At 54.7% G+C, this 22651-nt stretch carries 17 protein-coding genes and 2 pseudogenes; 13 read left to right on the top strand and 6 right to left on the bottom strand.

Going from position 1 to position 22651, the window contains the following annotated elements; all coding sequences use genetic code 11:
- The first annotated feature begins 4 nt into the window (after positions 1-4).
- The gene (locus DDT93_RS05730; protein ID WP_109464857.1) at positions 5-1339 is read left to right on the top strand and encodes a sigma-54-dependent transcriptional regulator; all 1335 of its coding nucleotides are present in this window, start codon (positions 5-7) and stop codon (positions 1337-1339) included.
- 227 nt (positions 1340-1566) lie between these two features.
- On the opposite strand, the gene purL is transcribed toward DDT93_RS05730, so the two are convergent.
- Entirely contained in the window at positions 1567-3726 is a 2160-nt protein-coding gene (purL, locus tag DDT93_RS05725) for a phosphoribosylformylglycinamidine synthase subunit PurL (RefSeq protein WP_109464856.1), read from the bottom strand.
- A gap of 502 nt (positions 3727-4228) precedes the next feature.
- Here purL and DDT93_RS05720 point away from each other — a divergent pair.
- The 5 genes and pseudogenes from DDT93_RS05720 to DDT93_RS05710 all read left to right on the top strand — a co-directional run.
- Positions 4229-5536 (top strand): tyrosine-type recombinase/integrase, encoded by a 1308-nt coding sequence (locus DDT93_RS05720; protein ID WP_109464855.1) that lies wholly within the window; start codon positions 4229-4231, stop codon positions 5534-5536.
- Positions 5529-6215, top strand: coding sequence for a hypothetical protein (locus DDT93_RS26425; protein WP_157960110.1), 687 nt, complete (start codon positions 5529-5531; stop codon positions 6213-6215). The genes DDT93_RS05720 and DDT93_RS26425 overlap by 8 nt, the downstream gene beginning before the upstream one ends.
- 414 nt (positions 6216-6629) lie before the next feature.
- The gene (locus DDT93_RS05715; RefSeq protein ID WP_109464854.1) at positions 6630-8150 is read left to right on the top strand and encodes a YfjI family protein; all 1521 of its coding nucleotides are present in this window, start codon (positions 6630-6632) and stop codon (positions 8148-8150) included.
- A 791-nt stretch (positions 8151-8941) separates the two neighbouring features.
- Positions 8942-9424: a hypothetical protein gene (locus DDT93_RS26420; protein ID WP_157960109.1), complete on the top strand. Its 483-nt coding sequence runs from the start codon at positions 8942-8944 to the stop codon at positions 9422-9424.
- 423 nt (positions 9425-9847) lie between these two features.
- Positions 9848-10027, top strand: a pseudogene (locus DDT93_RS05710) (IS21 family transposase); the annotation flags it as partial.
- 26 nt (positions 10028-10053) lie between these two features.
- Here the strand turns inward: DDT93_RS05710 and DDT93_RS26885 are convergent.
- A pseudogene (locus DDT93_RS26885) lies at positions 10054-10526 on the bottom strand (transposase); the annotation flags it as partial.
- A gap of 498 nt (positions 10527-11024) precedes the next feature.
- Here DDT93_RS26885 and DDT93_RS05705 point away from each other — a divergent pair.
- From DDT93_RS05705 to DDT93_RS05680, 7 genes are read left to right on the top strand one after another with little or no spacing between them, the layout of a single operon-like run.
- A complete protein-coding gene (locus tag DDT93_RS05705) occupies positions 11025-12128 on the top strand; it encodes a glycosyltransferase family 4 protein (RefSeq protein ID WP_198654792.1) in 1104 nt (367 codons plus the stop codon).
- Complete coding sequence (locus tag DDT93_RS05700) at positions 12125-13315, top strand: glycosyltransferase (protein WP_109464852.1); 1191 nt, start codon at positions 12125-12127, stop codon at positions 13313-13315. The genes DDT93_RS05705 and DDT93_RS05700 overlap by 4 nt, the downstream gene beginning before the upstream one ends.
- Complete coding sequence (locus DDT93_RS26415) at positions 13312-14658, top strand: hypothetical protein (RefSeq protein ID WP_157960108.1); 1347 nt, start codon at positions 13312-13314, stop codon at positions 14656-14658. The genes DDT93_RS05700 and DDT93_RS26415 overlap by 4 nt, the downstream gene beginning before the upstream one ends.
- 5 nt (positions 14659-14663) lie before the next feature.
- Positions 14664-15830 carry a glycosyltransferase family 4 protein gene (locus tag DDT93_RS05695; RefSeq protein WP_109464851.1) on the top strand — a complete coding sequence of 389 codons (1167 nt, stop codon included), beginning with the start codon at positions 14664-14666 and terminating at the stop codon, positions 15828-15830.
- Positions 15827-17080 (top strand): polysaccharide biosynthesis protein, encoded by a 1254-nt coding sequence (locus DDT93_RS05690; protein WP_157960107.1) that lies wholly within the window; start codon positions 15827-15829, stop codon positions 17078-17080. Before DDT93_RS05695 ends, DDT93_RS05690 begins: the two co-directional genes overlap by 4 nt.
- Positions 17081-17087: 7 nt before the next feature.
- Positions 17088-18092, top strand: a complete 1005-nt coding sequence (locus DDT93_RS05685; RefSeq protein WP_109464849.1) for a glycosyltransferase family 2 protein — start codon at positions 17088-17090, stop codon at positions 18090-18092.
- On the top strand, positions 18089-18973 hold the full coding sequence (locus DDT93_RS05680; protein ID WP_109464848.1) for a glycosyltransferase family 2 protein: 885 nt from the start codon (positions 18089-18091) through the stop codon (positions 18971-18973). Before DDT93_RS05685 ends, DDT93_RS05680 begins: the two co-directional genes overlap by 4 nt.
- Here DDT93_RS05680 and DDT93_RS05675 read toward each other — a convergent pair.
- The 4 genes from DDT93_RS05675 to DDT93_RS05660 form a co-directional block, all read right to left on the bottom strand.
- Positions 18940-20082, bottom strand: a complete 1143-nt coding sequence (locus DDT93_RS05675) for a glycosyltransferase family 4 protein (protein WP_109464847.1) — start codon at positions 20080-20082, stop codon at positions 18940-18942. The genes DDT93_RS05680 and DDT93_RS05675 overlap by 34 nt on opposite strands.
- Positions 20064-20549, bottom strand: coding sequence for an LbetaH domain-containing protein (locus tag DDT93_RS05670; protein WP_198654791.1), 486 nt, complete (start codon positions 20547-20549; stop codon positions 20064-20066). The genes DDT93_RS05675 and DDT93_RS05670 overlap by 19 nt, the downstream gene beginning before the upstream one ends.
- Positions 20550-20637: 88 nt before the next feature.
- Entirely contained in the window at positions 20638-21120 is a 483-nt protein-coding gene (locus DDT93_RS26410; protein ID WP_157960106.1) for a hypothetical protein, read from the bottom strand.
- Between the two features lie 160 nt (positions 21121-21280).
- On the bottom strand, positions 21281-22396 hold the full coding sequence (locus DDT93_RS05660) for a glycosyltransferase (RefSeq protein WP_109464844.1): 1116 nt from the start codon (positions 22394-22396) through the stop codon (positions 21281-21283).
- Between the last annotated feature and the right edge of the window lie 255 nt (positions 22397-22651).

Genomic DNA, 22651 nt, shown 5'->3' with positions numbered 1-22651 from the left:
GCGAATGGCCCAGGCCATGAAAATTGCGATTGTGGATGATGAGCAGGACATGCGTCAGTCGATCAGCCAGTGGCTGGCGCTGTCCGGATATGACACCGAGACCTTTGCCAGCGCCGAAGACGCGCTCAAGGTGCTGGGCGCCGACTATCCGGGCATCGTCATTTCCGACATCAAGATGCCGGGCATGGACGGGATGCAGTTCCTGAAAAAGCTGATGGGCAATGACAGCGCGCTGCCCGTGATCATGATCACCGGCCACGGCGATGTGCCGATGGCGGTAGAGGCGATGCGCGTCGGTGCCTTCGACTTCCTCGAAAAGCCCTTCAACCCCGACCGCATGAGCGAACTGGCCAAGCGCGCCACCGGCGCTCGCCGCCTGACGATGGACAACCGCGCCCTGCGCCGCGAGCTGTCGGACGGCACCCAGATCATGAAGAAGCTGATCGGCGCCAGCCCGGTGATGGAACGTCTCAAGGAAGACATTCTCGACCTGGGCCAGGCCGACGGCCACGTCCTGATCGACGGCGAGACCGGCACCGGCAAGACCCTTGTGGCCCACGCGCTGCACGCCGTTGGCAGCCGCGCGGGCAAGCGCTTTGTCCTCGTCAGCTGTGCCGCTCTGGAAGAGGATGCACTCTCCAAGCGGCTCTTCGGCCCCATGCTGCCCGAAGACGCCCAGTTGCCCGCGGTCGAGGAGGCCCGTGGCGGCACCCTCGTGCTGGAGGACATCGAGGCGCTGTCTGACACCATGCAGGCGCGACTGCTGAGCGTGATCAACGAGCAGGGCACCCCGGCCGAGACGCGCATCGTCGCGATCTCGAACCTGCAGGAAGCGGGCCGGACCAGCGAGGACGTACTGCGCCCCGACCTGTTCTATCGCCTTGCCGCCCTGCGCATCACCGTGCCGCCGCTGCGGATGCGCGGCGAGGATATCCTGACGCTCTTCACCCGCCTGTCCGAGCAGTTCGCCGAGGAATACGGCTGCGAGGCCCCCAAGGTGTCGGCGCAGGAGGCCGCACAGCTGCTGCAGGCGCCTTGGCCGGGCAACGTGCGCCAGCTGATCAACATCGCCGAGCGCGCGGTGCTCCAGTCGCGTCGCGGCTCCGGCACCATCGCCTCGCTGCTGATGAGCGACCACGAAGAGATGCAGCCGGTGATGACGACCGAGGGCAAGCCGCTCAAGGAGTACGTCGAGGCGTTCGAGCGGATGCTGATCGACAACACCATGCGCCGTCACAAGGGCTCCATCGCCTCCGTCATGGACGAGTTGTGCCTGCCGCGCCGGACCCTGAACGAGAAGATGGCCAAGTACGGTCTGCAGCGGGCCGATTACCTCTGAACCCGCCTGTCCTGAAACGAAGAGCGCCGCCCCACCGGGCGGCGCTTTTGCTTTGCGTTAACTCTGGGGCAGGGTGAGAACGCCCTGCTAACCATCTGTAAAACGTCGGAAAAATGGAATGTTTCGCGCGCGAAACAAATTCCCGCTAACCCCTTGATCCCGCGTTGGCAGGTTGGGCCGATCCGGCGGAAATGCTGGGGGACGGGCGGACCCGTCCCACCGTTGTCTTAGGCGACCGCAGCCGCAAAGCCACCGCGGTAGATCTCGGCGAGATCCCCCAGCGCGGCCTCGCTGCCGCCGAACTTCACGCTGTCGCCGGTGAACTTGCCCAGCGAGGTCAGCGTCACGCCGGCCTGTGCCGCGGCGGTCATCAGCGCCTCTGCCTTGTCGAAGTTGCAGGCGACGAGATAGCGCGCCTGGTCCTCGCCGAAGAGCAGCGGGGTCGCGTCGCTGTCGAGGTGGACACCCACGCCGGTCTTCTCCGCCAGTTCAAAGGCGGCAAGGGCAATGCCCCCATCCGCGACATCGGTACAGGCGGTGATCAGCTCGCGATTGGCGCGGATGAACTCGCCGTTGCGCTTCTCGGCATCGAGGTCGACCTCGGGCGCGTCGCCTTCCTCGCGGCCGAAAACCTCGGCCAGCAGGGCGGACTGGCCCAGGTGACCCCGGGTGTCACCCACCAGCAGCAGCTGATGGCCTTCGCGCACGTCGCAGCCGATGATCTCGTCGGGCGAGGCAATCAGCCCGACGGCACCGATGGTCGGGGTCGGCAGGATCGCCGCGCCGTCGGTCTCGTTGTAGAGCGAGACGTTGCCCGAGACGATCGGCATGTCGAGCGCCAGACAGGCCGCGCCGATCCCTTTGATCGCGCCCACGAACTGGCCCATGATCTCGGGTTTTTCCGGGTTGCCGAAGTTCATGTTGTCGGTCGTCGCCAGCGGCTTGGCCCCCACGGCGGTCAGGTTGCGGTAGGCTTCGGCCACCGCCTGCTTGCCGCCCACTTCCGGGTTCGCCTTGACGTAGCGCGGGGTCACGTCCGAGGTGAAGGCCAGCGCCTTGCCGGTGCCGTGCACGCGGATGATCCCGGCACCCAGACCCGGGGTGCGGGCGCTGTCACCCATCACCATCGTGTCGTACTGTTCATAGACCCACTGCTTGGCCGCGTAGTTCGGCGACCCCAGCAGCATCTTCAGTGCGTCGATGGGATCGACCTGCGGCACGTCGCCCAGCGGCGCGGCCTCCGGGGTCGGAACCCACGGCCGGTCGTACTCGGGCGCTTCGGAGGACAGCTTGGACAGCGGCAGGTCGGCCTTGACCTCGCCATCCAGCATGATCAGGAACCGGTCCTCGGCGATGGTCTCGCCGACGATGGCAAAGTCGAGGTCCCACTTGTCGAAGACCGCCTTGGCCTCGGCTTCCTTCTCGGGGAACAGCACCATGAGCATCCGCTCCTGGCTCTCCGACAGCATCATCTCGTAGGCGGTCATGTTTTCTTCGCGCACCGGCACCTTCTCGAGGTCCAGCCGTACGCCAAGGCCACCCTTGTCGCCCATCTCCACGGCCGAGCAGGTCAGCCCCGCCGCACCCATGTCCTGGATCGAGATCACCGCGCCGGTCTTCATCAGCTCGAGGCAGGCCTCCATCAGGCGCTTCTCGGTGAAGGGGTCGCCAACCTGTACGGTGGGGCGCTTCTCTTCGATGGTGTCGTCGAATTCGGCCGAGGCCATGGTCGCGCCGCCGACGCCGTCACGGCCCGTCTTGGCGCCGAGGTAGACCACCGGCATGCCGACGCCCGAGGCGGCGGAGTAGAAGATCTTGTCCGCATCGGCGAGGCCGGCGGCAAAGGCGTTGACCAGGCAGTTGCCGTTGTAGGCGCGGTGGAACCGCACCTCGCCGCCTGCACACGGCACGCCGAAGCAGTTGCCGTAGCCGCCGACACCGGCGACCACGCCGCTGACCAGCTGGCGGGTCTTGGGGTGCGAGGGCTCGCCGAAGGACAGCGAGTTCATCGAGGCGATGGGCCGCGCGCCCATGGTGAAGACATCGCGCAGGATGCCGCCCACGCCGGTCGCCGCCCCCTGGTAGGGCTCGATGTAGGAGGGGTGGTTGTGGCTCTCCATCTTGAAGACCACGGCCTGGCCGTCGCCGATGTCCACCACGCCCGCGTTCTCGCCCGGCCCGCAGATCACCTGCGGCCCCTCGGTCGGCAGCGTACGCAGCCACTTCTTCGACGACTTGTAGGAACAGTGCTCGTTCCACATGGCCGAGAAGATGCCCAGTTCGGTAAAGGTCGGCTCGCGGCCGATGATCTCAAGGATACGGTCATACTCGTCCGGCTTGAGCCCATGCGCGGCGATCAGATCGGGCGTGATGGCTGGGTCCTGCATCTGCGTCTATTTCCCCGGGTAAACATGTCGCGCCGCTTGTAGGCCAAGCGCGTGCGGGGTGAAAGGGAGAATACTGGCCCGAGCCGGGGAATTATGGCACCAACCCGCCCCACGGCCCCCCCCGCGTCATCGCGGGTGGAACGGGTGTGCCAAGTGCTCTCTGGGAGGATTTGGCTCCGGCGGTAGGGATCGAACCTACGACCAATTGATTAACAGGCTCAAAATTGGCCATTTTGTAAGTGTTTGATCATATTAATCGTCACATTAAAATGTGAAAAAAATAAAGTGTTTACAGTGACATGTGGTGCGATTATAAAGTCATTCATGGACATTGGCCGTCACGAGCGTCTGTTACAAGTGGTGACAAATCCGGTGACAAATCCGGCGCTCGGGCCATTCGCAACATAACCAATCTCGACGAGGATTCCTCGGTAGGTGTGATGCTTCAAGCATCAGCCAATGGAGAGGCTATGCCCTACGGGAGACGAGGAGGATTGCACGGATGGCAACGCTCACAGATGGGCGCAGCGGAACAATTGCGAAGGCTCAACCGCCTGCGTCAGGACAGCGGTTTGTCTTCGATGAGCATCGCGATGCACCGCGTGGGTTCGGCCTGCGGTTGACCGCGGCAGGTGGCAAGGCTTTCGTGTTGACTTACAGCATGAATGGACGCCGCCGTCGCAAGACGATTGGCGATTGGCCTACCTGGACCTTGGAGGCCGCGCGCCAGGAGGCGCGAGAGCTGATGCTCAAGATCGTAGCTGGAGATGATCCTCTCGAGGCGGACCGCAAACGCCGGGAGGAGCCATTGGTCGAGGGGATCGCGAAAGACTGGCTCGAAATGCACGCCTCTGGTCTCAAAAGTGAGAAGGCGATCCGCGGCTTTGTTCATAATGACATCATACCGGCGATCGGCCGCCTGAAAGTCAGTGACGTGCGACGGCGGGACGTGATTGAGCTGGTCGAGCGTAAAGCGGTGACGGCGCCACGCTCGGCCGCCCAGATTCTCATCTATGCGCGCCGGTTGTTCGACTATGCCACGGACCGCGACTACATTCCGGCCAATCCTCTCGCGGGCTTGAAGCCTTCGTCTATCAAGGTGAGGGGGAAGCGTGATCCACTGAAATCCGTGGCGCGGGCACGTATTCTGGATGGGGATGAAATCCGCGGGTTCTGGCTCAATGCGGAGTCCTGCGGTCTGCACCGGTTGACGGCCCTGGCGTTGAAGTTCGTCCTCGTAACAGGGCAGAGGCCGGGAGAGGTGGCGGGCCTTGCGAGCGAGGAGATTTCAGGGCGGACCTGGACCATTCCTCAAGTGCGGCGAGGAAAGACCCAGTCAGACCATAGAGTTTATTTGACGGACACCGCGTGCGAAATTCTCGATGCGGCGAAAGAGGAGCTGTCGCGTCTTCAGAAGCGTCGTAAGCGCTCCTGGGACGGATACTATTTTGAAGCAAGTCCAGGGGCGCCGGTCACCACCGCAGGACTCTGTCGTGCGGTCTCGCGGCACCACACAGATTTTGCCACGAAACATGTCGCGCCGTGGGGGCGTTGGACGCCACACGATCTGCGCCGCACGATGCGGACAGGGTTGTCAGCCTGCAAGGTTCGGCCCGATATCGCAGAACTGGCCATCGGTCATGTGAAGACGGGTATCGTGGCCGTCTACGACCAATATGCCTTCGAGGAGGAATGTGCAGAGGCGCTGACACGCTGGGAAGCACGGCTGCTCGATACGGTTTGGGATCGTCCGCCGGCGCAACGCGACAACAACATTATTCAACTGAGGGAGGGCAATCAGCATGCCTAAGACAATCGAGATCGGGCAGGGGACATCTGCTCGATTGAGAAAGGTTTTCGATCTGACTGACACGGGACCTGAAGAAGACATCGGTCTGTCCCAGGACGCTTTCATGCAGTTCAAACCGCAAATCGAGGTTTGGGAGAAGTTCGCCCGAGATGCGCGCGAGTGGCTCTTGGCCCAGGGTTTTCCAGACCCCGCGGATCACTACCTCCGCCTTGATCTCTATGCGGCTGATGGGGAGGATTCGCTTGCCTTCTTCTTGGCAAGTTGGTTGTTCGAATTTCGCCGAGTTAAGATTTTTGGAGAGCAAGTGAAAGAAAGTGGCGCTCGGCTTTCGATGCAGGAATTCGCGGTTTGCGCGGTTTCACTTGGACGACTTGAAGGGCGTTTCGAAGCACTGAATCGGCGAGACCCAAAGACTGGCAAACGTTGGGAAAAGCTCGCGCTGTCTGGACAACAACGGTCTTTTCAGGGTGCAGAGGGCCGCAAGATGAATACCAAAAAGAGTTTTGCTGTTAAGCATGGCGAGGCTGCTCAGTTGAAAGCTAATCAACTACATGCCGAACGGCCGACACGTACGTGGACCTATATTGTGAGTAAAATTGCTGATGAGTTTGGTGTAAAGCCGATAACGGTGAAGCGAAATTTAGAAAACCCGAAGACGAAAGTTGGATCATCGGCATAGAGTGATCCAAAGGTCATAGAGGACAAAGCTCTCATCGAAACCGTCAGATGAGGACACTTATGACCTTTCAAGATCTTATCACTGAAGCAGACTATGCGGAGCAGCGCGGGCTATCTCTCAGGTCCGTTCAACGTGAACGGGCAGTGAGGGCAGGCCCGCCATTCATCAAGGTGGGGCGCAAGGTTTATTACCGGCCAGCTGCGATTGAAGCCTGGCTGTTGGCCCAAGAGCAAATCCAACCACGCGCACATAGGTAGCTAGCGGTTGGGCAAGTCGCCGGATTGGCCCCGTTTCCGGTTCAGCATGACATCAACGGCGCGATAGCGCTGGCCGGGACGAGTGCTCGAGGCTTGGTGACGCCGCTCATCTCTGGAGCCAACTGAGGCTCGAAATAACAAAATTTGGAGTAAAGTAATGCTGACTTCTAAGTCTAGCAAATGGGAGGGGCATGCCCATGCATCTCCTCCAGAACCGACACCGCTATTTGGGGCGTTGAAAGACCCAGAACCGATCCCGCTTGATGCGCTTGGGCCATTGGCAAATGGTGTCCAAGGGATCGCAATCCTGACAGGGGCTCCCTCTGAGATCGCCATGCAAAGCGCGCTGACAGTCGCGAGCGTTGCAACTCAAGCCCACGCCAATGTCGAGACGCTACAAGGCTATGTACCATTGAGCGGCTTTTTCCTGACTGTCGCACAGTCCGGTGAGAGAAAGTCGGCATGCGATTCACTCGCCACGGCCATGATCGACAAGTATGATCAGGAGAAGGTCCGCCACTATCTTCGTCAAAAGCGCGAGTACGAGGTTGCCAGGCTCGACCACCAGAAAAGGCGCCGTCGGGCGAGTTCAGGCGACTTTGAAGTCATCGATGATGATTTTGGGGACGAGTTTGGGGATCAACCGCCTGAAGCCCCCCTGTTTCCTGCGATCCGTATCAGCGATCCAACTCTGGAAGGCTTGTTTCGTCAGCTCGAAAGTGGACGACCTTCAGTCGCTGTTATGACAGATGAAGGGGGGCAATTTTTCGGTGGCCACAGCATGAAGCGGGAAAATGCGCTCAAGACAGCGGCCGGCTTCTCTAAGCTCTGGGATGGCGCTCCTTTGAGCCGGACTCGGGCATCCGCAGAGCCGGTCTGGCTAAGCGGAAAGCGCGTTTCATTGCACTTGATGATCCAACCGGGCGTTGCTCAGCAAGTTATCGGCGATCCTACATTGAAGGACCAAGGCTTGCTCTCGCGGGTCTTGGTGGCGTGGCCCAGCAGCAAGATTGGAACTAGGGTCATCAAGAAGGACCCCGCATATCTGGCCATGAAGGAGCTTGCCCAAGTCTGCCTTCAGAAGTTCCATGATCGCGTTGCTGAGCTGTTGCGAGTGGAGCTCCCACTCTTTGATGGCACCCGAGCTGAACTTGCACCGCGAGTTTTGCCGCTGGCTGAAGATGCGCGTGCAAAGCTCGAGGCCTTTTACAATCGGGTTGAGCTGGCGTCTGGAAAGAGCGGTGCGTTTGAGTATGTCACTGGCTTTGCCGCAAAAGCACCGGAGATGGCCGCGAGGCTCGCTGGCATCCTATCACTTTTTTCCGACACGAATGCTCCGGAAGTTACAGGTCCAGTAATGGCGAATGGGATCGCTATCATGGAGTGGTACCTTCGTGAGATGGTGCGGATCAGTGAGACCGGCCGTCCGGATCAGAGCCTTTGTGATGCTGAAGCTATCCGCATTTGGCTTCGGGACACGTGGGCCGAGGATCATATTGATAAGCGTGCAATGATGCGCAAAGGGCCCGGGCACCTACGTGATGGCAACACTCTTACGCGCTGCATTCAGGTGCTCGAAGCCCACGGGTGGTTGATCCGTGGAGTTGGGCAGGCACGTATCGATGGCGCCAATAGTAAGACGTTCTGGCGCATTGAACGAGAAGGCAGTGGCCGCTGATGGAACGATCTTTCGATCCCGTTCGCGCCTGCTTCGACAATGCGATTGAGATTTTTGCGGCGGATGATCCAAGATCACAAGAGTCGCCTCCAAAGAGTGCTGTTCGCTCGGCCTTGTCGCAAAAGTCGCAGATGTCGCAAGTAGGAAGGTGTACCAAAAGGCGACCTTCTTTCCGAGACGACAGTTTTGAAGAGCGAGCTGCGATCATGGAGTTTGATGGTGGCTTGTCGCGATCGTATGCCGAGTTCCTGGCGTATCGCGCTTGTTTTAGCTGAAAGCGCTGGTGTGAGCGCGCTACTGGAGCGCGCTCACAGATATTTTCACCCCTCTCAAACTCTCCAAGATGTGACGCGTCTAAAAAGGGCATAGGCCGGGTTTAGGGCTTCAGCGACAACGAGTGATTGTTTAGCCCGATGGGCCGACGTTCGACGCCGATATTTGGATCACAAGGATAGAGTGATCCTGCGTCGTTGGGGGACAAAGGTCTCATCGAAACGAACATGTGAGGACATTCAAACCCCTGAAAAACATCATTGGCGGAACTGGCGTGAAGTTGACGCATGGTCGGGACAGTCAGGGGTGATGGACCTCTCACTGAACACCCGATGGTAAAGCTGCTCCTCGAAATGCCGGTAGGCCAAGTCTAGTGGGAGCTGGATACAGCCCCGCAAACCAAATCGATGGCCTGAGCAATGAGTGCTTGGCCATTTCTCAACTGAAAACTGTAACCGCCTTGCCCGGTTGTTTACCAAAATGCGGGACACCGGCGGGCATTGTTTTGGAGACTATAAATGCTGAATCTCAAACACGCGGCACTGGCACCGCGAATTGTACGTACCCGGCGCAAGAGCGTGAAATTGGTGGTCGCCACAAATGCTGCGTACCCAATAAAATCTGCGATCACAAAAAGGATGTGCGCATACTCGGACGCGCTAATGCATGTGCAAAGCGAGATCGACAACCTGTATCAGGCGGAGCGGTGCGAATTCGGACCCGGAGAGGACCTGTACTATCCAGGACCGGCCGCGCTCTTAGAGGGCCTTGATATCGATGTCCCGACTGTTCATCCGCGACATCGACCGGCCGGGAAAAAACGGAAATGGTCACCTCAAGAGGTTGAGGGAGTGCGCCGCTGTCTTCTGGAGGCAGGCGAGATCTTGGCTTATCTCTCGGGTGCGTTGTCTACCTTGCCATTGCGGCATCCTGCGCCAACCGCTCTGCACCACGCCGAGCGGCATCGTACGGCTGTACTGACCCAGCTTGAGCGACTTTAACAAGCCGCATGAGAACTCAAACGCAGCCCCTCACTGATTGCTGCAAGAGCCAGGCTAGCGCCTGGCTCTTCTTTTTTGGGCGAGGCTAGTGGGGCCAACCTCGCCAGCTAGACCGCCAGCCGAGAGCCAGGTTTCGAGACCAGCTTTAGCTAGGGCCGATACTTTCGCGACCACTCACTGCCGCCAGGGTCCTTCCTGAAGGAGCAACGCATGGGGGTAATTCGCACCGCGTGGTAGCCTCTTGTATGGTAAGCCCAGCCCGTTGAGGATGGAATTGGAGTTGTTGTTCGCAGGGCACTCGGGGGGGAGGCTGTGAAACGGCATGCAAAATTGACCCCGTAGCGGTGTAATCGGCACCCAAAAATGACCCCCTTACACTGATGGTCATTATGCTCCCGAGGTCATCGGGGAGCACAGTGTGGGATGTTAGTCGTGGAGACGATAGCGAAGATCCGGCGGGGGCATTTTCAGGACAGGAAGTCGATCAAGCAGATCTGCCGGGAGCTGCGGATATGGCGGAACACGGTGCGCAAGGTGATCCGGTCCGGTGCGACGGAGCTCACCTATGAGCGAACCATTCAGCCGTTGCCGAAGATCGGGTTCTAGAAAGACATGCTCGACGAGATGCTGGCGGTGACCTGCCGGTAGCCGTAGAGACATGCCAGTTCGATGATATCCGCCGTCAGGCGCTCTTCATCGTGACCGTTCGCAGGAACCTTGCGCTGCGTAGATCGATACTGACCTAGCGCCCGGCAGGCTCGGCGCTCGCAAACGCCGAGTTCCTGGCGGACGTGGTCGATACAGTCGCGGTGACGCGACGGGCTCAGTAGTATCCCCGTGCTTCCTCGGAGAGGAAGAACTTGTCCAGTATCAGAACCGAGACGGCACGCCGGAGCCAGGCATTCTCCTGCTCAAGCTCCTTAAACCGCTTCAGTTGATCGCGGCTTGTCCCGCCATATTCACGCTGCCAGCGGTATTAGGTCTGCTGCGTAACCCCGATCTGCTGAACTGCGTCCGCGATGTTCGCACCTTGGCTCTGCAGCGCTTCGACCTGCCGCAGCTTCGTTATGATGTCTTCGGGCTTCTCTCGTTTACCTGCCATCGGCGTAGGCCTCCGTGATACGGGATAAACTACCACAAAGGGGGGAACACTTCAGTGGGGCGAGGCCAGAACATACCGTGCGATCAGCACAGTCTTCACGAGCTCCGTTTTGACAGTGGCATCCCTAAAGCTCACGTAGATGTACTAGTGGGCTAAATATTAGCCATTCTGCTCTATGTGGGCTTCATCTATCCGTCGCGCAGCATTGTGCCACGAAATGGCTCTGGACTTACAACAACGACCGGCCCAACATGTCTATCGGCAGGATAACACCTGCGATCAAACTGACAACAGCCGCGTGAACACTACGCCCGAGCCTCATTAAAATGACTTGATTGCCCGTGTACTGTTCAAAAAGCATTTGGGATTTATAGGGACTCCCTTTCTTGCCGCAGCTCGAAAAATCTTCTGGAGTACTTCGTTCAATGTCTTTTCAATATGCACCTTTGCGGCAAGATATTTCAGTGGGACGGGAGTGAGGCTGCCGAAGGAAAGAACATGACGAACTCACGCGTGAATACGAGAATCGTTTTTCTCGGACTTCAAACCTATGGACGTATTGGAGGGATACAACGTTTTAACCAGCGTTTAGTGCGGGCTCTTTTTAAAATTGTTGGATCGGACAATTTGGTCGCACATTTCACTCAGGACGAACCTAAGGATATTCCGTCTGATTTGTCTGGAGTGGTGTCGGTTTTCGAGCAGAGAAAGGCGGCTTACATTTATAAGTCGCTTAGAAAGGCATTTTCGTCTAACATATTGATTATTGGGCATGTAAACCTGTTGTGGCTTGGGATGATCGCCAAGGTTTTTCACCCAAAACTCCGGGTCATTATGATGGCTCATGGGGTTGAAGTTTGGAACGACCCCGGTTTCCGTAAAGCACGTTTCTACGAGCCATACTTTATGAAGAAGTTAGATTGTATCGCAGCGGTTAGTTCCTATACGGCAAATATAATGCAGCGTGAGTATGGTTTACCGGAAAACATTTTTATGATTTTTCCAAATACGGTCGACCCAAGAATTGATGCTGATCATTATCCGGCTGACCCGCCCTTTGTTCTCGCCGTGAGCCGTATGGACGTTCATGACAGAGCTAAACATATCGATCAACTAATACGCGCAATGGCAAAGCTACCTTCATCATCTTCATCTGCGCGACTGGTTATTGTCGGAGATGGCATTCTACGTTCTGAATTGGAAGAACTGGTTAGAGAGGTAGGGCTTTCTGATCGTGTGGAGTTTACTGGCAGCGTGGACCAAGAAAGGTTAATTGAACTTTATGAGACGGCTACTTTATTCGCGCTTCCTTCATCTAAAGAGGGTTTCGGGATTGTATATTTGGAGGCTTGGAGTCACCGTCTTCCTGTTATTTGCTCGATTCATGGAGCTTCCTCCGAGGTTGTTAGCGACGGCATCGATGGGTTCGCGGTTGATCCATCTGAAACCGAACAATTGGCCAGCAAAATTGTTCTTTTACTGCAAGAGCCAGAGCTTGCAGCGAAGTTTGCCAAAGCTGGAGGGCAAAAAATCCTCGAACGATTTTCAACTGACGTGTTAAACCAAAACGTTGCCTTACTTTTGAAGGGAGTAAGAGAATGAAAATTCTGCGAATTATTCCCTCTGTAAACCCTCAAGACGGTGGGCCCATCGCTGGTATCCTAAACACAGCACATGAAATGAAGGAGGTCGGAGGCCACACGACAGAAATCGTGTGTCACGACCTCCCAGATTCGCCGTGGTTAAGTGATTTTCCTTTCAAGGTCCATGCTCTAGGGCCAATTCATAAGAAATATGGTCGACATACGAAGCTTTCATCATGGATTGCAGAAAACGGTAAGTTTTACGATGCGGCTGTGCTTCACGGCCTCTGGAATCATGCTTCCATTAGAGGATGGCAGGGTTTGCGCGAAGCGAAACTTCCCTATGTTGTTTATACTCATGGTATGCTTGATCCTTGGTTTCGTAAGAAGTATCCGGTTAAGCATATCCTAAAACAGATGGCGTGGGCTGTTCAGGGGCGTGCTCTACGTGACGCCCATTCAGTACTTTTTACGAGCGCTGAAGAAGAAAAGCTCTCACGACGTGTGTTCTGGGGATTTAAATATGACAGCCGTGTTGTTGCCTATGGTGTCAGCAACCCGCCTTCCGTGAAGGAGGCTAATCGTGCCGCGTTTCAGGATGTCTACCCCGGTATTGGGGATAGATCATACATACTATTCCTGAGTAGGATACATCCCAAGAAGGGCGTCGATTTGTTGATCGAGGCATACGGGTCAATTATCAAAGGCATGGAAACGCCGAGCGATTTTCCTGATTTGGTAATTGCCGGACCGGACGCTTTGGATATGAAGCCCAAGTTATCTAAGAAGGCCGAAAGTTTAGGTGTCGCTGATCGCATCCATTGGCCGGGAATGATAAGCGGAAAAGCTAAATTTGGGGCCTTTCGAGCCTCTGAGGTATTTATTTTGCCTTCGCATCAAGAAAACTTTGGACAGGTCGTGGCGGAGGCGCTTGCTTGTAATGTACCTGTGTTAACAACAGATAAAGTGAATATTTGGCGTGAAATTGTAAATGCAGGAGCCGGTCTGGCAGAACCAGATACTCTAGAAGGTATTACTCGGCTTTTGGTTCGCTGGAAGGCGCTGGGAAAAGAAGAACAAGACCAAATGCGACAGGAAGCACGTCCGTGTTATGATCGTCATTTTACAATTTCTGCAGCGTCACAAGATTTGACAGATATACTGCGTGAAGCTGTCGCGACATCAGAAGTGAAAACTTTAAAATGAATACTGTGATTGCTTCTGGTAGCGTAATTCGTAATTCTGGTAAGAGATCCCCGAGGCGATATCGAACGATCGGAACTCTCGTTATTTTGTTTGTCGCTTCACTTCTGATGGAGGGGGTTCTTCGGAAATGGATTTTAACGCCAATTCAGAAGCCATTGTTCTTCATCCGTGAGCCTTTTTTGTTTTTAATCTATTGGTGCTACTTGAGGTACTTTCGGGTTAACCGTCTTTGGTTTGACACATATTTACTGTACTGTTATGCTGTCGCGGTTTTATCTTTTGCTCAGAATATCTTCCTGCAATATCCAGTCCTGGTTCCTTTAATGGGATTTCGATTTTTTTGCCTGTATGTCCCGCTGGCATTCATCATGTGGGATGTGTTGAATAGAGATCAATTGCGCCGCGTTGTTGTATTTTTACTTTGGATTTCGGCGCCCGTCGCGATTCTTGTATTCTTTCAGTTCTCTTCGCCTGTTGCTAGCCCCATCAACAAGGGTATTTCAGATGACGTTGTGGGACGTTTTACGGTGGCGAAAGATGTTATTCGCCCTTATGGTCCTTTCACTTTTGTTCTTGGGCAGAATGCTTTTGCTGGAATGATGATCGCAATTTGGCTAATCGCGTTCGATCAACGTAATCGTTTCAAATTCGGGGCGATCACGATGGTAATAAGCGGCATTTCTGTACTGACCATGGGTGCTCTCAGTGGTGGGCGAACCTTTTTTGCCTATTTGTTTCTCGCGCTCTGTGCTTACATTCTTGCAGGTTTCACCTCCGGTCGCCTTGATTTGGGCGCAAAACGTTTAATGCGTGTTGTGATTTTCACTGTGTGTTTTCTCGTGACTTTTGTTGTTATTTTCCCGAAGGCCTATGAAAGCATGAGCTACAGGCAAGAAACGGCTACACAGATTGAAGGCTCAACAGCAAGGCGCGCATTCAGAATGTTAACTGCGGGTTTTGAAGCCGCTGAAACAGCGCCACTTTTCGGATATGGTGTAGGTGCGGGCATAAATGCCACACGTGGTCTAACAGGATCGAATGAAAGTTTTGCAATGGGCGAGTATGAGTGGGAGCGAATTATTAATGAATTTGGGCCGATTTTTGGATTCCCCCTTTTGGCGCTGCGTAGTTGGCTAGTCCTTTGGTTGTTGTACCGTGCTATCAATTTTAACAAGCGATATGGAGATGGATCTGCTGTAATCTTATGGGGGTGCGTCGGCCCCATGCTGGCAACTGCACAGATCACGATGCAAAATTCCATGCTTGGACTGTGTTGGTTAGCTGTGGGATTGTTGTTGGCGATGACGAAACCGGACGCTCGTCTCGAGATTAATGAGAGTTAGTGCGCATGAAAGTCATCCTGTCAACGGTCGGGCGATTTCACATCTTTCCGCTTGCTAGCGAGCTGGAGAAACAAGGTGTTCTGGAGCGCGTCTACAGCGGTTTTCCCTGGCGTCATCTTTCCCGAGAGGGTGTTTCGCGTGAAAAGGTGCGAACATTTCCCTGGGTGCGCCCTCTCTTAATGGGCGCGCGCCACTTGCCGTTTCCGTTGCCGTCATCAGTTGTGGACTGGCTTCATTTAGTCTCGGTCCTGACATTAGATCGCTATGTTGCGTTAACATTACCTGAAGCTGACATCTATGTTGGACACGAAGCGGTTGGTCTCATATCCGGTGCTGCCGCGCAGAATCGAGGCATGGTCTATATCTGTGACCGGGGATGTACTCATATGGCATGGCGAGAACGGACAATCAACGAGGAGCGCGCACGATTTGGTCTTCCTGCGCAAAAACGCCCGAAGACATATGAGAGAGAGATTGCAGAATATGCCGAAGCCGATTTTATCGTCTTGCCCTCTCAGATTGCCAAAAGATCTTTTCTGGAGGAGGGGGTCGAGGAGCAAAAGCTTGTCGTCGTGCCTTACGGCGTGAATTTGGACAAGTTCCGTCCGGAAGGCCAACCCGATGCGTCGGGTTTTGATGTGTTGTTTGTTGGAGGATTGTCCATACGTAAAGGTGCCCAGGATTTGCTCGACGGCTTTCGTGCCATGCCTGTCGCAGGAAAACGGCTTCGGATTGTGGGGAGTGTGACGGAGGAGGCCAAACTCCTTCTGGGCGAGAAGCTAAACCAGCCCGATATTGAGTTGGTCGGACATGTGGACCACTGGAAGCTTAAGAGGGTCATGAGCGAAAGCCACGTCCTTGTCTTGCCAAGCATCGAAGATGGGTTTGGCATGGTTGTGCCCGAAGCGATGGCTTGTGGATGCCCTGCCATCGTGTCTGAGAATGCCGGAGCAGCCGACATAATTTGCGATGGGCAAAATGGATATGTTGTCCCAATCCGTCGTCCCGATTTGATTTCTGAAAAACTACAGCTTCTAGCGCAGGACCCTGCTTTGCGGGAAACAATGTCTCAAGAAGCTTTAAACACCGTCCAGACGCTTGGGGGCTGGGAAGATTACGGCAATAAAATGTTTAATGTCTATAAAACCACCCTTGCCCAGAGGCTCTCGTGACATCGATTTCGACAGCATTTCGCAGGCATGGTTCTCGGGCATTTGTCTTTCTGACAGGCAGCACTTTGTCGAATCTGGTCGCGGCAATCTCAGGATTGCTGCTGGCGCGTTGGCTTTCCGTACCGGACTATGCCCTCTACACTGTCATGCTGACCTTGATCGGGGCGATGAACGTGCTCACGAAAGGGGGCGCGCATCTGGGCTATACAGCCATCCTGGGTCGTGTGTGGCCGGATAAAATCCGAGCGGCCGAGGCGATCAAAGCGGTTTTGCGCGCGCGTTTGATCATATCAGCCTTGGTCTTACCCCCGATCGTCCTTGGCACAGCATGGTTGCTGCGCGAAAACGGGGCGGGCGGGAGTACTATCATCGTATTATGTGCGCTTTTGGTCTTGCTCTGGTGGGCAGAAATGCAGACGCGCCTCGTCGATCAGATCCTTTTTTTCGCGCATCAGACATCGCGTGTTCAACTTCTTGATACGGCCTTATCTGCATTCAGACTGGGGGTCATTGTCTTGCTGTACTTGGGGGACATTTTGTCCGTTGAAGCAGCGATTGCCATCGCGGTACTCGTATCTTTCCTTCGTATCAGGCCGATACTGAACTGGGTTCGAAAACTCGTAAGTTATCGCAGCGCAACCATAAAAGACGTTGACGCCTTGGAGATACGCACCTCAGTCTACCGCCAGTTTCCAGTTGAAATATATTACGTATTTCAGGCGCAGATCGTCCTTTTCGTGATTTCGACATTTGCATCGGTGAATGAAGTCGCAAGCTATGGGGCGCTCAGCCGGATCGCACAGTTTTTGTCGCCGCTCGAATCCTTTACCTTTGCTTTTTTTGTGCCTGTCTTTGCACGCGCAAATGAGCGGCTTGGCCGTATTTTGCTGCTTATGGTGGCTTTGATCAGCCTCCCCGGCTTGGGCCTTTTCGTTATGTCGCTCGTGCTTCCAGAAGCCTTGTTATGGCTGGTGGGTGACAATTACGCTCATCTGACGAAAGAAATCGCGATGATGGCTTTGCTGGTCACTTTCACCAGAGCATCGAGTACGCTCTGGAGCCTGGTCGCGAATAAAGGCTGGGTTCGGTTTAGCTGGTTACAAATACCATTGGGTCTCATTTGGTGCGCCGTCGCTCCATTTTGGATCGATTTGTCACAATTGAGCGGCGCAATGTTGCTTCAAGCAGGTTTTCCTCTGGCTCTGTCAGTTGCTGCCTTGGTCGATTTTTCCCATGCAAGATTGAGATGAATGCCAAATGGATGATGTTTTTGAGCCATCTGCTCTGTCTGTTTCAGTGGTTATCCCCACCTATAAGCGACTTGATATCTTGAAGAAATGTTTAGAAGCTGTTGAGGATATGTCCTCCCCAGTTCTGGAGATCATCATAACATTTCGTCCGGAACCTGATCCTGAAACGGCTGCTTGGTTGAATGATGCAGTAGATGCGCACCCTAAATGGATCCTTACGTCGCTTGAAAAACCTGGTGTCATAGAAGCGTTGAATACAGCTATCGAGATCGCTAAAGGAGATATTATTGCGATTTTCGACGACGATGCGCTCCCAAGGACGGATTGGCTAGAACGTGTCCTTAGCCATTACGAAGACCCCTGTGTAGCGGGTGTTGGTGGTCGCGATGTTGTGCATGGCGACCAGGGGATCATGCAAGCATCCGATGTTACAATTGCCGGTGTTCGCGACTACTGGGGAAATATTATTGGTAACCATCATCTCGTCGAAGGTGAGGCGCGTGCGGTTGATGTTCTTAAGGGTTGTGATTGGTCATTGCGCAGGGTTGCAATTCATTCTTTGCGCCTCGATCCAAGATTGAAGGGGGTGGGTGCACAGGTTGGCAATGAAGCTTGGTTTTGTTTGATGCTGCGCAATGCGGGGTGGAAACTCATCTTAGACCCTAACGCGATCATTGATCACTTCCCAGCATCGCGCTCTGATATCGATCGAAACATTTGGAGTAGACGCCGCTGTCAGCAAGATGCATTCAACAATACGGCACTTCTCATGGCTCACTCTTCGTGGAGACTAAAGCTGCGTTATATCATTTTCATGATCGTTGTTGGGAAACGCTATTGTCCAGGGCTCTATTTCATAGCACATAGTCTGGCCAAACGTCCAACAGTGCTTCCTGGAATGCTCCTGGGCGGCTGGTCCGGGCTTCTCATGGGCTTTGCGATGGCAAAAAAGTTTCGATCCGATCCTCCAGGGCAACCGGCAAAGCTTCCTTCTGGCTGTGTGTTTGAATGACACATACCATCACCGCCATCATCCTCACTTACAACGAAGAGCAACATGTAGAACGCTGTATCCGGTCTCTGGACGGTGTTGTGGAGCGCATTTGTGTGATCGACAGCTTCTCGACGGATCGTACCGTGGAGGTTGCCGAAAGCCTTGGGGCCGAGGTGTTTCAGAACTCTTGGCCCGGTCATGCCGCACAGTTCCAGTGGGGGCTCGACACGATCGGTGTCACGTCAGACTGGACGCTGAGGATTGACGCGGACGAGTATTTGGATCAGGGATTGCGGGCGCGTCTGCTAGGTGATTGGGCGGATGAAGCCTTCAACGGCTATTACCTGCGTCGCAAGATTGTCTTTCTGGGGCGGCCGATTACGCATGGTTTTTTCTACCCTCTGAAAATCCTGCGCCTGTGGCGGACCGGTCAGGCGCGCATGGAGCAGAGGCGCATGGATGAGCATGTTGTCCTCAAGGACCCGCATACCGAGGTGCTTGAAGGTGGCGATCTTGTCGATGAAAACCTCAACTCTTTGAGTTGGTGGGTGGAGAAACATAACGGATATGCCGCGCTTGAGGCGATATCTCGGATCGAAGCCGAGGAGGGCAAGCGGAAATCGGAGGCAAAACTCTCCGGTCAGGCCGCGCGCAAACGCTGGCTCAAGGAAAAGGTTTACACCCGCATTCCCTCAACGCTTCGGGCGAGTCTGTACTTTGTCTATCGCTATATTTTCGGGCGCGGTTTCCTGGACGGGAAAGAGGGGTTTTTCTTTCATTTCCTTCAGGCCTACTGGTATCGGACCCTCGTCGAAGCGAAGCTGTTCGAATTGGAAAAACGCGCCGCAGATCGGGGGATAACGCCCTATGCTCTTTTGGCGGAAGAGGGCGTGTTGTGAGCCGAAATCGCGTTCTCGTAGAAGCGTTCCAAATCGCGCATTTTGTCGGACCAATTGTATTTGGCCGCGAATGAGTGCGCTGACGCGCTTATGGTGTTGGCGTTTTGATCTAGGAAGTCGCAGATCTGTGCCGCGGCCTGACCCATATTCTTGAAATCAACGGCGATCCCGGCGCCAGAGCTGTTGGCGAATTCCGACATGGGCTCAACATCTCGGCAAATGATGCCGAGACCTGCGGCCATTGCCTCGACAAACGTGAGGCCGAAGCCTTCATATTCTGAGGCGGAAGCGAAGAGGCCCGCCGGCGCCATGGCGGCTTTGAGCGCGGCATCATCCATGGGGGGACGCAGGTCGAAGTGATCTGGCATGTCGAGGTCTGCCAGACGTGTCTCCAAGACGCTTTGCATGTCGTCGAACGGACGGCCAGTAATCGTCAGATGGATGTTGTGGCCCCGATCCGCACAGGCCTTGACTAAATCCACAAGCAAGTCGGGACGTTTGTTCCGGGAAATGCGGCCCCAATAAATCCAACGATGCATGTCCTTGCAAGTCAGCGGCTCTTGAGGCGCAAAGGCTGCGACATTGATGCCATTCTCGAACAGTTCAATGTTATCTGCGTAGGCGGATGCGTGAGCAAAATCGCTTTTACTGGACGCAAGCACCGAATGGTAAGACTCTAAAAGACGCGGGAACGCCAGTTTCTGGTGCACCGCCTTGAACTGCGCAAGACTTTTCGTATGCCCGAAAAAGCCGTGGGAGCTTAAGACGCGGGGCAAGTTGAGAGCATAGATTAGGACTGAACCCGTAATCGCCATGAGTTGCGGATCGTGAACATGTAAAATCTCATAATTCTTTGCAATCTTGCGAAGACCTGGCGCCAATCCGAGCAGACGGTGCCCAAGGAGCGGTATCTGGTAGATAGGGATGTCACATTCTTCATCGTGGTCCTGGCCTTGCGTCAGGCCGGTTTCAAGATGCGCGACGGCGACGTCGTGTCCGCGTTCCTTCAATTCGCGGCACATGTTGCGGATGACCGATTCGATCCCTCCAACATTCGGGTAATATGTTGGTGTTACATGAAGTATTCTCATCAAGAAGGCTCTTTCCATTCGATCAAGCGCTCCTTGATCCGCTTGGCCGGATTGCCTGCATACACACTCCAAGGCTCAAGACGCCCGTTCACGACCGCACGCGCGCCAATGACACAGCCCTCGGAGACGATGGTTCCCGGCCCGACAAAGGCTTCAGCCGCGATCCAGGCATGAGGACCGATTTCAATCGCGCCTGTGACCAAGGGATGATCCCCTTTCGTGTAATCATGCGTGCCGCCGCAGAGGAACGCGCGTTGCGAAACGATCGTGCTCAGATGGAGCCGGATAGGAGCCATGTTGTAGCATTGCACCCCGTCAGCGAGGATGCAGTGAGAGGCCATATGTAGGTTCGGAGGGTACCAAACGCGCGCCGAGCCTCGGACATCCGAATTCCTTTCAATTGTTGCACCAAACAAACGCAACAGAAAGCACCTCCATGGAGCTAACTTCTTAGGGGTCCAACTTGCAAAAATCAGCCAGGTCATGGACCAAATCGCACGAAGAAATTTGTGTTTGAAGGAAAAATAAGCTCGATCGGCAGGAAGGGTTACCCCTTGGTCATTAGTCATTCTGTCAGGCCGTAATAGTTTCATGAACACGGTCGAAAAGTGTCCCGAGGGCGCGGAAGTGATTGAAGTTTTTCGCATTAAGCCGTGCAATAAAACTGTCAAACGGCTCAAGGTCGGGGTCGTTGAGGCTATGACGTACCTCAGGTTGCAGATTTTCGCGCGTGGTGTCCGCGAAGCGTATGTCCACCTCGCTGTACATTTTGGAGTATTGATTGACCGCCGCCAGAAAACGGCTCTTGGTATCGCCGTACAGAGCAAAAAATGGCATCGGAAGGGTCGTCTGCAAGATGTCTGGGTAAAAATGTGGGAATTCATGAGTGCCGACATGGCTGCAATCAATGGTGCGCTCTCCGGTCAGCGGATCGGGGTAACTGTTGGAAAAGTCGAAAGGCGTATCGTGTAGGGGTTCAAGAGAATCTCGAACAGATGTTCCTGCCACCTTGGGATTGTGCGTTAAGACAAAGCCGAGTGCGCGCGATACAATCATAAAAGCCCTAACACTCAGAGTTTCAGGTTGCGGTCACCGGACAGAGCCAGGAATTCGGTACGGTCGTCTGGGTTCAGATACAGGCAAATGTCATCGCGTCTCATGTACCGAAAGTGGCACGCCGGATCCAGAATGGGAATACTAAGTCAGGCGGGGAACACTAGGCACGTGGCAAACCAAAAATTGTCTGCGAAACCGCCCGCTTGAAGCCCTTATATGATTCAGTGATTGAGAAACGTTCAGCGGTGCTGCAAACCATTTCAATCGACGGAAGGCGCTCTCTTTCGTTGACAATCTCCTGCACCCTTGAGGTAAATATTTCTTCAGCATTCATTGGCACGAGCCAGCCGTTCTTTCCTTCATCAATAATGTCGGAAGGACCGGAGCGGCAGTCGACGCTAATGCAAGGAATGCCTCTGGCAGTAGCCTCCAACAAAACCATAGGGAAACCTTCGAACGCCGAGGTCAAGAGCAGGACATCTGCGGAATGCAATGCAGACCAAGGATCAGCCTGCCATCCGTGCCAAGTGATCCTTTCTAGTATTCCCAACTCTATGGCCAGAGATTTTAGAAGTGGTTCATCATCACCACTCCCAATTACGTCAAGGTGCCAACTCCCATTCACCTGTGAGAGCAACTTCAGAAGAAGATCTGTCCGCTTTTGTTTACCAATCATGAGGCGACCAACGTAGACCAGACGAAGTGGACCTTCCTCGCTTCGAGGGACCACTTCAGCGGACGAAACGTCAACGCCGTTGAACACTTGAAACACCTTATCGTTGTCAATCCCTGACAACCCTCGAACACTTTCTGTGATTTCTGAGCTAATGCAGATGTGACCTTGAGCATAGCGCAGAAGGCTTGTTCTCTGAGAAATTGCCATAGAGAAATGCAGCCAGCTCACGATCGGCAGGTGCCGGCCAGACAATGCACTAGCCAAGCGACTAGTAGGTATCAAAGAACTATAAATTGTGACGATAACATCCGGCTCGACCCTGCGAATCTCACGTAGGATGGGGAGAATTCCACTAAAAACTTGGATTTTGAGGCTATTGCTGCCATTCGTCACCTCGCGATAACTCAGCTCCCGGTGCCAGCTCCCATCTACCCAGCTTGGCGAGAGTGCGAGGATATGAACACTATCGCCGAACCGCTCGGCCTCATCCGCGATGCTACGCAGACAAGTTTCAATTCCACCCCGACCGCTGAGTGGTCCGATGACAACAAGGATTCTAGTTCCCTTCGCATCGGACGCTGTATGAGAATTTTTCGTCATTGATTAATGCGCTACTGGTAACTTTTTAAGATTCATTGGGAGGGCGGTATCCGATTGCAGTGTACAAAGAGAATACGCATAAGCTAAAGTGGTGCCTTCGCCAAATCAAGTGCCGAGGATTGTATCGCGAGGATGTGGACTTTGGCGACGCGCTGCGCTTGCCCCGAACCCTAGTGTTCCGATTCTGACACTTGCTACCGGTTTCCCCGGATTTCATCGAGGGAGTTCAGGGCGCTTTGCTCCCGGGCATGGATG

This window comes from Albibacillus kandeliae (genome assembly GCF_003116585.1).
In the GTDB taxonomy this organism is placed as follows: Bacteria; Pseudomonadota; Alphaproteobacteria; order Rhodobacterales; family Rhodobacteraceae; genus Albibacillus; species Albibacillus kandeliae.
The sequence above is the reverse complement of the archived record's forward strand: the minus strand, read 5'-3'. Positions and strand labels throughout refer to the sequence as shown.

Coding starts and splice junctions, on each gene's coding strand:
- DDT93_RS05730 (WP_109464857.1), top strand. CDS start 5: ATGGCCCAGGCCATGAAAATTGCGATTGTGGATGATGAGCAGGACATG.
- purL (WP_109464856.1), bottom strand. CDS start 3,726: ATGCAGGACCCAGCCATCACGCCCGATCTGATCGCCGCGCATGGGCTC.
- DDT93_RS05720 (WP_109464855.1), top strand. CDS start 4,229: ATGGCAACGCTCACAGATGGGCGCAGCGGAACAATTGCGAAGGCTCAA.
- DDT93_RS26425 (WP_157960110.1), top strand. CDS start 5,529: ATGCCTAAGACAATCGAGATCGGGCAGGGGACATCTGCTCGATTGAGA.
- DDT93_RS05715 (WP_109464854.1), top strand. CDS start 6,630: ATGCTGACTTCTAAGTCTAGCAAATGGGAGGGGCATGCCCATGCATCT.
- DDT93_RS26420 (WP_157960109.1), top strand. CDS start 8,942: ATGCTGAATCTCAAACACGCGGCACTGGCACCGCGAATTGTACGTACC.
- DDT93_RS05705 (WP_198654792.1), top strand. CDS start 11,025: ATGACGAACTCACGCGTGAATACGAGAATCGTTTTTCTCGGACTTCAA.
- DDT93_RS05700 (WP_109464852.1), top strand. CDS start 12,125: ATGAAAATTCTGCGAATTATTCCCTCTGTAAACCCTCAAGACGGTGGG.
- DDT93_RS26415 (WP_157960108.1), top strand. CDS start 13,312: ATGAATACTGTGATTGCTTCTGGTAGCGTAATTCGTAATTCTGGTAAG.
- DDT93_RS05695 (WP_109464851.1), top strand. CDS start 14,664: ATGAAAGTCATCCTGTCAACGGTCGGGCGATTTCACATCTTTCCGCTT.
- DDT93_RS05685 (WP_109464849.1), top strand. CDS start 17,088: ATGGATGATGTTTTTGAGCCATCTGCTCTGTCTGTTTCAGTGGTTATC.
- DDT93_RS05680 (WP_109464848.1), top strand. CDS start 18,089: ATGACACATACCATCACCGCCATCATCCTCACTTACAACGAAGAGCAA.
- DDT93_RS05675 (WP_109464847.1), bottom strand. CDS start 20,082: ATGGAAAGAGCCTTCTTGATGAGAATACTTCATGTAACACCAACATAT.
- DDT93_RS05670 (WP_198654791.1), bottom strand. CDS start 20,549: ATGACCTGGCTGATTTTTGCAAGTTGGACCCCTAAGAAGTTAGCTCCA.
- DDT93_RS26410 (WP_157960106.1), bottom strand. CDS start 21,120: ATGATTGTATCGCGCGCACTCGGCTTTGTCTTAACGCACAATCCCAAG.
- DDT93_RS05660 (WP_109464844.1), bottom strand. CDS start 22,396: ATGACGAAAAATTCTCATACAGCGTCCGATGCGAAGGGAACTAGAATC.